The sequence below is a fragment of the Frankia sp. CcWB3 genome, assembly GCF_977927595.1.
In genome coordinates, this window is record NZ_CDWRCK010000137.1 from 2,312 (window position 1) to 12,161 (window position 9,850).

Annotated in this window: 5 protein-coding genes and 3 pseudogenes; 5 read left to right on the forward strand and 3 right to left on the reverse strand. The window is 70.3% G+C overall.

All coding sequences use genetic code 11. The features are described from left to right. Window positions 1–110 precede the first annotated feature (110 nt). A pseudogene (locus ACY5KJ_RS11980) lies at window positions 111–761 on the forward strand (ribonuclease FAU-1 family protein). A gap of 35 nt (window positions 762–796) precedes the next feature. Here the strand turns inward: ACY5KJ_RS11980 and ACY5KJ_RS11985 are convergent. Next, window positions 797–967 carry a hypothetical protein gene (locus ACY5KJ_RS11985; RefSeq protein WP_462187444.1) on the reverse strand — a complete coding sequence of 57 codons (171 nt, stop codon included), beginning with the start codon at window positions 965–967 and terminating at the stop codon, window positions 797–799. A gap of 108 nt (window positions 968–1,075) precedes the next feature. Here ACY5KJ_RS11985 and ACY5KJ_RS11990 point away from each other — a divergent pair, with 108 nt between their 5' ends. After that, window positions 1,076–2,791 carry an ABC-F family ATP-binding cassette domain-containing protein gene (locus tag ACY5KJ_RS11990; RefSeq protein ID WP_462187445.1) on the forward strand — a complete coding sequence of 572 codons (1,716 nt, stop codon included), beginning with the start codon at window positions 1,076–1,078 and terminating at the stop codon, window positions 2,789–2,791. Window positions 2,792–2,807: 16 nt separating this feature from the next. On the opposite strand, the gene ACY5KJ_RS11995 is transcribed toward ACY5KJ_RS11990, so the two are convergent. Continuing rightward, a complete protein-coding gene (locus tag ACY5KJ_RS11995; protein WP_462203370.1) occupies window positions 2,808–3,986 on the reverse strand; it encodes an HAF repeat-containing protein in 1,179 nt (392 codons plus the stop codon). A 328-nt stretch (window positions 3,987–4,314) separates the two neighbouring features. Here ACY5KJ_RS11995 and ACY5KJ_RS12000 point away from each other — a divergent pair, with 328 nt between their 5' ends. The 3 genes and pseudogenes from ACY5KJ_RS12000 (at window position 4,315) to ACY5KJ_RS12010 (ending at window position 8,767) form a co-directional block, all read left to right on the forward strand. After that, window positions 4,315–4,860: a P-loop NTPase family protein gene (locus tag ACY5KJ_RS12000; RefSeq protein ID WP_462203371.1), complete on the forward strand. Its 546-nt coding sequence runs from the start codon at window positions 4,315–4,317 to the stop codon at window positions 4,858–4,860. A gap of 353 nt (window positions 4,861–5,213) precedes the next feature. Further along, window positions 5,214–6,080, forward strand: coding sequence for a bifunctional methylenetetrahydrofolate dehydrogenase/methenyltetrahydrofolate cyclohydrolase FolD (gene folD / locus ACY5KJ_RS12005; RefSeq protein ID WP_462187447.1), 867 nt, complete (start codon window positions 5,214–5,216; stop codon window positions 6,078–6,080). Between the two features lie 182 nt (window positions 6,081–6,262). Beyond that, window positions 6,263–8,767 (forward strand): annotated as a pseudogene (locus ACY5KJ_RS12010) (MMPL family transporter). A 396-nt stretch (window positions 8,768–9,163) separates the two neighbouring features. On the opposite strand, the pseudogene ACY5KJ_RS12015 reads toward ACY5KJ_RS12010, so the two are convergent. Further along, window positions 9,164–9,404: pseudogene (locus ACY5KJ_RS12015) on the reverse strand (cytochrome P450); the annotation flags it as partial. Between the last annotated feature and the right edge of the window lie 446 nt (window positions 9,405–9,850).

Sequence of the window (9,850 nt, forward strand, 5' to 3'; positions counted from 1 at the left end):
CTGGTCCCCAAGCTGGTCCCCAGGCATCGCCACCGCTCGGTTCGGGCGCCGCACCGGCGGGTCCGTTCGTCCCGGGCGAATTCGTTCCAGGAGAATTCGTCCCGGGCGAAGTGGTCGTGCACCGGTCGTTCACCACCAAGCGGCTCGTCTTCGTCCGCGCGGGTCACGTGGTCGGCCACGATGAGCGCGGGCTGCGGCTGTGGATCCCGCACGGCTGCCCGATGGCCGTCGAGCTGAGCACGGACGGTCGCGGCCTGCGCGACATGCCGTTCGCCGAATGGATCCGCCAATCCACGGTGCTGGTGGAGAGGGCTTGGCCTGGGCCGAACATCCTTATGATGATCCCACCGGCGGGTGCGCACTCGGTGTGGTGGTTCTGGGACCGGCAGGGGCGGTTCGCCCGTTGGTACATCAATCTCGAGGCACCTGCCGTGGCCTGGCGCCACGACGGACTCGTCGGGGTGGACACGACCGACCACGACCTCGACCTGTGGGTCTCCCCGGACCGGACCTGGTAGTGGAAGGATGAGCACGAGCTCGCGGAACGGCTCGCGTTTCCCGAGCACTACTGGGTCACCGACGCGGCGGCGGTGCGGGCCGAGGGCGAGCGGCTGCTGCGGCTCGTCGAGACGGGGGCGTTCCCGTTCGACGGCACCTGGTGCGACTTCCAGCCGGACCCGTCCTGGCGCACACCGGCTACCCTGCCGCCCGGCTGGGACCGCCCGCGGGCGCCGGGCACGACCGGAACCGGCCCGCACTGACGGCGATGTCGACGGCCGGCGATGTCAACAGCCGGCTACGTCGAGAAGGCCCACCCTGACCAGCGGGCCACCGTCACGATAATCGCCGGCCCGGCGGGCGGGGCGGCCTGGTACTGGTCATATCGGGTGATGAGCAGTTCGATGGCAGCAGCGTGTCCGGGTTCGCCCGCCCGGACGATGCGGGCCTCGGCGCCGGTCAGCCGCACGGACCCAGCGTACGAACCCAGCGTACGAACTCACCGTAGGGTCCCACCGGATGGATGCGGCCCCAGGGGGCGGGACGCGATGCGCCGTCCATGCGCCAGACTGGTCAGATGTCCGCCACCCTCGTCGCGTCCGGTCTCACCGTCACCCGCGGTGGGGCGACCGTCCTCGACGGCGTCTCCCTCACCGTCGCGCCCGGCGACCGTCTCGGCGTGGTGGGGCCCAACGGCGTCGGCAAGTCGACGTTGTTGCGTGCCCTCGCCGGGCAGGTGGCGCTCGACGCGGGCCGGGTGGATCTCGCGCCGCCGACCGCCAACGTCGGCCTGCTCCCCCAGGAACCCGACCGCGACCCCGGGGAGACCCTGCGGGCCTTCCTCGCCCGTCGCACCGGCGTCGCCGCGGCGCAGGCCGAGCTCGACGCCGCGACCGAGGCGTTGGCCCTGGGCACGTCCGGGCTCCCTGGCACGTCTGGGGCTCCTGGCACGTCTGGGGTCCCTGGCACGTCTGGGGTCGACGACCGCTACAGCGTCGCCCTGGAGCGGTGGCTGGCGATCGGCGCGGCCGACCTCGACGCCCGCGCCGAGGAGGTGTGCGCCGATCTCGGTCTGCCCGCGGGCGCGCTCGACAGCCCGACGACGGCGTTGTCCGGCGGGCAGGCCGCCCGGGGATCGCTGGCCGGCGTCCTGCTGTCCCGGTTCGACATCACCCTGCTCGACGAGCCCACCAACGACCTCGACTTCGACGGGCTGGAACGGCTCGAGCGGTTCGTCCAAGGCGTGCCCGGGGCGCTGGTCGTCGTCAGCCACGACCGCGAGTTCCTCGACCGCACCATCGACACCGTCGCCGAACTCGATCCGCACCGGCACGGCCTCACCCTCTTCGCCGGCGGATGGACGGCGTACCTGCAGGCCCGCGAGGTCGCGCGGCGTCAGGCCCGGGAGCGGTACGAGGAGTACGCCGGCCAGCGGGCCGATCTCGTCGCCCAGGCGCAACGCCAGCGGGAGCAGGCGGTGCGGGGTTCGGTGCGGGCGAAGCGGCGGATGCCCGACGGTGACCGGGCCGCCAAGGGAGCCCGGATCGAGGCGGCGACGAAGAGCGCGGCCAGGGTCCGGTCCATCGAGTCCCGCCTCGACCGGTTGGCGGAGGTCGAGGAGCCTCGCAAGGAATGGCAGCTGCGCATGTCGATCGCCGCCGCGCCCCGGTCGGGCGATGTCGTCGCGACGTTGACCGGCGCGGTGGTGGCCCGATCGGGCTTCACTCTGGGGCCGGTCGACCTGACGATCGCGTGGGCGGACCGGGTGGTGATCACCGGGCCGAACGGCGGGGGCAAGACGACCATGCTGGGTGCGCTGCTCGGCCGCATCCTCCCGGCCCGGGGGCACCAGGCACTCGGGTCCGGCGTGCGGCTCGGCGAGATCGACCAGGCCCGCGGCCTGTTCCGGGGTGAGGCTACGGCGCTGGCCGTCGCCGAGCGGGCGACCAGCTGGCCGGCGGGCGAGGTGCGCACCCTGTTCGCGAAGTTCGGTCTCGGCCCGGATCAGGTCACTCGGCCGGCGGCGTCCCTGTCGCCGGGAGAACGCACCCGGGCGGGGCTCGCGCTGCTGCAGGCGGCCGGCGTGAACTGCCTGGTGCTCGACGAACCCACCAACCACCTCGACCTTCCGGCGATCGATCAGCTCGAACAGGCGCTGGCCGGCTATGCGGGCACCCTGCTGCTCGTCACCCATGATCGGCGCATGCTCGACACGGTCGCCGTGACTCGCCGGCTGCACGTCGACGGCGGCCTCGTCACCGAGAAGCCCCTCGTCACCGAGAAGCCATTGTGACGGGCCGCTGAGAACGTCAGGAGCCGGTGTTCGGCCAGAATGCCGCCTGGGGGAACGGGGAGTCCGTGGTGGTCGCGGAACCGAGCACGACGTTGTTCGGGGTGACGGCGTTGCCCGCGCTCACCGGTCCTCCGAGGGTGCCCAGATCGGTCAGCCGGCCGCGGTACCAGCGGAACGCGTGGCTGCCTTGACCCGAGGGCGCCGTCCCGCACACCACACCATGATCATTGAGGTCGAGAAGCTCCAGCGGGCCGAGCGGTGAGGTGATCGGGATGCGGCGGCCCGCGATCCACAGGAACCCGCCATCTGACGATCCGAGGCTGCGCACCAGCACCTGACCGAGACTGTTCACGGCGACCGCCTCGCTGTGCAGGTCACTGCCGAGGGTCCCGAGATCGGTCATGCGGCCGCGGTCCCACAGGAACGCGCGGAAATAGCCGTCCGAGGTCTCGCTGGTCCCCACGACCTGCCTGGCGTTGTTCACGTCGGCGACGACGGTCGAGGAACCGCCGAGAGTCCCGAGATCCGACATCGTGCCGGCTGACCAGAGGAACCCGTGGCTGGCGCCCTCCCGGGTGAGGCTGTTACCCGCCACCCTTCCCTGCACCGTGACGGCCACGGCGGAACTCAATGGTCCGCCAAGTGTGCCCAGATCCGTCATCGTGCCGTTTGACCATCGGTAGGCGTGCTGCTCGCCCGTATTGGTGGTGCTGGTCCCCACGATGAATCCGGTGTCGCTGACGTCGACCGCGGTACTGGACCGCCCGCTCTGGGTGGGGGTGCCGCCGAGGAATCCTAGCGACTGATAGATGCCACGGTTCCAGCGGAACGCCTCCCGGCTGTAACGCGTGATGTTCTCGCCGACGACCACGCCGGCCTCGCTCACCGCGGCCGGCCGGCTGTTCCCCGGCAGGCCGTGCACCGTACCGCCGCGGTAGACGAACCCACTGAGCTCGGATGGTGAGGTCTGCCAGTAGCCCGCGAGAAGGCCTGCGGTGTTGCCGCCGGTGAGGAGACCGGAGGCCCCGGTCGGGGATGGAATGTCCACGACGGCGGGTCGGGCGGGCGCAGGTGGGGAGGACGGTGCCGCGGTGGCCGCGTCCGCCGCGGTGGCGGAGCCGAGGTAGCCGAGCGACCAGGGCACGAGAGTCGTGGCCACCGTGGCGGCACGGATGAATGTCCTTCGATCGTTCATCGCGAAATGATCTCCTCTGGCCGACTGCCACGGTCAGCCATCGACGGTTATCGGCCGACGTCGGTCGACCGGCTGGAGGAGTTCGTGGAGCCATCACGCAATGCCAACTCTCCGAGGCCGGAGGATTGCAACATGATCTACCGTCGTCAATCAACGACACGCTGGCGCCATCGGCGGCTCACCCCCTCGGCTCGGCGGTGGCGGTCGGGTGGGCGGTGGCGGTCGGGTCGGGACGAAGCACGATGTTTCACCACCAGGCCGGGTGCACCGGTGGGACACTGACCGGGTGAATGCGCTCGGGACGAGCCGTGACTCCGCGCCGGCAGCGATGCCCTCTGACGCCCGGCGGATCCTCGTCGTCGGCAGCGGCGGGGCGGGCAAGAGCACCCTGGCGCGCGAGCTCGCGCGCCAGACCGGACTGCCGCTCGTGCATCTCGACCGGTACTTCTGGCAACCGGGATGGGTCGAGACACCCACGGCGCAATGGCGGTCCGTCGTCGCCGACCTCGTCGCCGAGCCCGCATGGGTGATGGACGGGAACTACGGCGGCACGCTGGACCTGCGCATTCCCGCCGCCGACCTCATCGTGTTCCTGGACCTGTCGCGGCGGATCACCATCCCACGAGTACTGCGACGCTGGGCACGGTGGCACGGACGGAACCGTCCCGACCTCGCCGCGGGCTGCCCGGAACGGCTCGACCTCGCTTTTCTCACCTGGCTGTGGAGATATCCGAGTACCAGCCGCAACCGTCTCGCCGACAGCATCGCCGAACACCACGCCGGACACCGGGTCGTTCGCCTGTCTACCCCGCGTGAGGTTCGTCTCTGGCTGGCCGCCGTGGCCTATTCGGGAGTTCCAGCGGCCCGCCGGTGACGGCCAACCGGCTGTGCCCGGTCATCGGCTAGCCGTCGCCCGACCGTCGCCCGGTGAATTTGGGGGACCTGAGCACGGTCTGCGGTCCCTGGACCGTGCCTTGCTCCCCACAATGTGGCCGCCGTCGGCGTTTCCCGCGCCCGAGGGTTCCCCGCGGTGGTGGGTATGACGGTACTGGGCACCTGTGCGCTCTGTTGGCGTAGCGTGCTCGCTCGGGCTCCGCCGGACGCCGGGGGACCGCGCCAGGGGCCGGGGAGACCGCGCCGGACGCCTGGCTGACCCGGGCATGACCCGGATCGGAGACCGGGTAGAACCCGGGCATGATCTGACGACCGTGACGCGAAGGGCCGATAGTGAGCGCAGTGATCATCGACGGCAAGGCCGTCGCCCGCAGAGTGCGTGAGAACGTGGCCAGGGAGGTCGCCGAGTTCCGCGACCGGACCGGCCTCCAGCCCGGCCTCGCGACCGTGCTCGTGGGTGATGACCCCGCGTCCGCGGTGTACGTCGGCGGCAAGCGTCGGGCCTGCCTCGAGGCCGGCATGGCCGACCTGCATCAACACCTGCCGGCCGACACCTCCCAGGAGAAGGTCGCGGCACTCCTGGACGATCTTGCCGCCGATCCGGCTGTGTCGGGTATCCTGCTGCAGCTTCCGGTGCCCGAAGGCTTGGACGGGGCCGCGCTCGTCGGCCGGATCCCACCCGGGAAGGACGTTGACGGGCTCACCACCGCCAGCGTCGGTCTGCTCGCCCGGGGTCTGCCGGGTCTGCGGCCCTGCACACCGTCCGGAATCATCGAGTTGCTGGACTCCTACGATGTCGAGTTGTCCGGTACGCCCACGGTTGTCGTCGGTCGTTCCGAACTGGTCGGTCGTCCGGTGGCACAGCTGCTGGTGGGACGTAATGCGACTGTAACTATCTGTCACTCCCGTACGCGGGACTTGGCGGCGGTCTGTCGCGGCGCCGACGTGCTCGTCGTCGCCGCGGGAAAACAGGCGATCATCGGCGTCCACGCGGTGAAGCCAGGCGCCACCGTCATCGACGTCGGCATGCACCGGACCCCGCAGGGTCTGCGGGGCGACGTGGATTTCGAGGCGGTGCGCGAGGTGGCCGGGAAACTGACCCCGGTGCCGGGCGGGGTGGGGCCGATGACGATCGCGATGCTGCTGCGCAACACCCTGCTCGCTGCGCAGGCCGCCGCCGGGGCTGACGGTCCGGGCTGACGGTCACCACGAGCCGCTTGCCGCACCGAGTCACACCCCGGACTTGCGGGTCACATCCCTGACGTGAAGGTTTTCATCGGTTCTTCGCCCGTCGGCCGGTGGGGCCGACGGGTTCTGTCGGTGGCATGCGCCAGAATCGCCATCGTTGGGACAGGATGTGCGTTCGGCGTGGGGAGACGGGCATGACCAGCGGGGACGAGTCCGAGGTCGGGGGCGGCGGCGGGTCGGCGGCACGGGCGGAGACCCCGCCGGCAGCACCATCCCCGCCAGCGCCAGCAGCACCGTCCCCGCCGGCAGCACCATCCCCGCCAGCGCCAGCACCACCAGCGGCACAGTTCCCGCCGGGGCCGGCCGTCGCCGGGGCCGATGCGGTGCGGAACGCTCCCGGGGACGGCAACGGTACCCCGGCGGATTCCGCTTCCGGCCCCGCTTCTGCTTCCGGCCCCGCCGGTTCCGGTGGCCGTCCGGCGCGCGCCCGCCGGCCACGCATCGTCTACGTCTTCGCTCCTGGCTGTCGGCTGGCTCCTGCTCGGCGGCGTCGACGGATCCTACCAGGGCAAGCTCAGCGAGGTCCAAAAGAACGACAACGCCGCCTACCTCCCGAACTCGGCCGAGTCGACCAAGGTCGACACCGCGTCGCGGCAGTTCCGCTCTGTGCAGACGATTCCCGGCTTCGTCGTCTACGATCGCCAGGGCGGGCTGACCGCGCAGGACAAAGCTAAGATCACCGCCGACGTGAGGTCCTTCGCCGGGATCCACGGGGTGGACGCCGGTCAGCTCGGGCCGCCCCAGTTTGCCCGCAACGGCGCTGTGGCCGCCGTGGCCGTGCCGCTCGTCGCCCAGGACGGCGGCCGGGAGGTCAAGGGTGATGAACTCGTCGACGTCGAGAAGGCTGTCGTCGCGGTCGCCCGCGACGGGGCACCGGCCGGTCTCGCCGTGCACCCGGCCGGGCCGGGGGTCTGCTCGTCGCCTTCATCGAGGCGTTTTCCGGCATCGATGGGCTGTTGCTGCTCGCCGCGGGCCTTGTCGTCGTGGGCATCCTGCTGTTCGTTTACCGCAGCCCGGTGCTGTGGTTCTTCCCGCTGTTCAGCGCGGTGCTCGCGCTCGGCGTCTCGGCGCTGATTATCTACCCGTTGGCCAAGAACGACGTCCTCACCCTCAACGGGCAGAGTCAGGGCATCCTGTCGGTGCTGGTCATCGGCGCCGGCACCGACTACGCACTGCTGCTGGTGAGCCGCTACCGGGAGGAGTTGCACACCTACCCCAGCCGGGTCCAGGCGATGATTGCGGCCTGGCGGGGCGCCGCTCCGGCGATCATCGCCTCGGCGGCGACGGTGATCCTCGGTCTGCTCTGCCTGATCCTCGGTGAGCTGAACTCCACCCGCAGCCTCGGGCCGGTAGCGGCGATCGGCATCGCCTGTACGGCCTTGATCATGCTAATCTTCCTGCCGGTGTTCCTGGTGATCGCCGGACGCTGGATCTTCTGGCCTCGCATTCCCCGCGTCGACCACCAGGCCGACCTCACCGGTCACGGTCTCTGGGCACGCTTCGCCGGGGGCCTCGTCCGCCGGGCCCGGTGGGCCTGGATCGTCACGACGGTCGTGTTGCTGGCCTGCTCGTCCCTGATCGTCACCCTGAAAGTCGACGGCCTGTCGACGACGGACAGCCTGACGGGGCGGCCGGAGGCGATCGTCGGCCAGGAGATCTTCGACGCCAACTTCAGCCAGGGGGAGGGCGCCCCGGCCGTCATCATCACCAACACCGCTGCCGCCGCGAACGTCATCGCCGCCGTTCGGAAGGTCGACGGCGTCGCCACCGCTCCCGGCTCGGTCTGCGTGGAGGTCGACTACCCCAAACTCGCCGCCCGGTCGGCGTCCGGCGGGCGCCCGGCGGCGAGGGGTCCCGACGGCTGCGCACCCGCGTCGGTCCAGGTCGCCCCGGTCGACGGTCGAATCGCCATCGACGCCGCCATCGTCTACCGCTATGACACCGCCGAGGCTTACAACACGATCACTGAGATCCGACGGGTCGTCCGGGAGGTGCCCGGGGCGGACGCCCTGGTCGGTGGCCAGTCGGCGATCAATCTCGACACCCAGAACGCCTCGCGCCACGACCGCAATCTGATCATCCCGATCGTGCTGGTCGTCATCCTCCTTGTGCTCGGCGTCCTGCTGCGGGCACTGCTCGCCCCGGTCCTCCTGATCGCGACGGTGGTGCTCTCGTTCGCCGCGACGCTGGGCGTGAGCGCGGTGGTGTTCAACCACGTCTTCGGGTTCGCCAACGCGGATCCCGGCTTCCCGCTGTTCGCGTTCATCTTCCTCGTCGCCCTGGGGATCGACTACAACATCTTCCTGATGACCAGGGTCCGGGAGGAGACCCTCATCCACGGCACCCGTAGCGGCATCGTGCGCGGCCTCGCGGTCACGGGCGGGGTCATCACCTCGGCCGGGATCGTCCTCGCCGGGACGTTCGCCGTACTCGGCGTCCTCCCGCTGGTCTTCCTGGCCCAGTTGGGTTTCTCGGTGGCCTTCGGGGTGCTGCTGGACACGGTTCTGGTCCGCTCGGTCCTCGTGCCGGCACTGAGCCATGACCTCGGTCCGAAGATCTGGTGGCCCTCGAAGCTCTCCCGACACGCACTCGCCCGGCCCGGCCTCCGCGCCAGGACCGAAGCCAACGCACGTCCCTGATGCCCGGGCACCCGACGACTGCTGGTGACGTGCTGTAGTCGCCGGCCAGGGTGGCAGGAGGCGCACCCGCCGCCTGGAAAGATCTCGTTCCGCCCAAGGAACTGGATCCTCGTCCCGTGGCGATCCGGGCTGCCCTATCGGCCCCCCGTCCTCGGCGGAGGGTGCCGGACCCAGCCGCACGGGAACGGACTTTCGATGCCGGTGAGGCGGGGCCGGGGACACCACGCGGGCAGCGGGGCTGGCCGCCGGGCCTTACGGGACGCTACGAGACACGCACGGGCTCGGACGGGTGCTCGACCCGCCAGTCGATGTAGTCCCCGAACTCCTCCCAGTCGAAGTTCACCGCCTGCGCGGCGCGATCCTCGTCGTCCCGCAGCCGTAGGCCTTCGTCGAGGCGGTCCCGGGTCGCCTCCTGCCCGGTCTCGGGGATACCCAACAGGTAGCCGATGGTGCGCATGGGCATCTGCGCGCCCAGGTCTTTGATGAAGTCGAATCGGTCGATGCCGACGAGGGAATCGAGGCAGCGTGCGCAGAACTCGCGGATCTTCGGCTCCAGCGCGTTCATCTTCCGGGGAGTGAAAACCTTTGTCAGGAGGCTGCGGTGGCTGCTGTGGATCGCTGGGTCCTCGAAGAGGATGATGCCCGAACGGCTGATCGCCGGCATATCCTTACTTCCTTGGGTGATGAGGTGAGACACCCGGCCCGCGACCGCGCCGGTGGAGTGAACGTCGCGGAGTAAGTCATCGTCTCCGGCGCTCCTCCGGGGCAACGAAGCCTTCTGCGCCCGGTCGGACTGCCGCAAATACCCGCGGTACCGCTTCTTTCCGACGTGAATCCCGAGGGGTGACAGGGTCGGTCAGGTGGTCAGGAAATCTTTTCCAGCTGGACCGGTAGCCCGTCCCGTGGAACAGGTAGCGGGAAACGGTCTAATGATATCCGGTAGCCCGGTGCCAGGCTCCACCGGTACCGCAGCAGCATCTGGTGCAGGATCGCCGGATCTGGATCTGTCGCTGATCTTGTGATTCTTCTGGCCCGCCGGTGATCATCGGGTGAGGAGGGCCCGTTTGCGGAGCAGGCTGAAGC

Coding starts and splice junctions, on each gene's coding strand:
- ACY5KJ_RS11990 (WP_462187445.1), top strand. CDS start 1,076: ATGTCCGCCACCCTCGTCGCGTCCGGTCTCACCGTCACCCGCGGTGGG.
- ACY5KJ_RS11995 (WP_462203370.1), bottom strand. CDS start 3,986: ATGAACGATCGAAGGACATTCATCCGTGCCGCCACGGTGGCCACGACT.
- ACY5KJ_RS12000 (WP_462203371.1), top strand. CDS start 4,315: ATGCCCTCTGACGCCCGGCGGATCCTCGTCGTCGGCAGCGGCGGGGCG.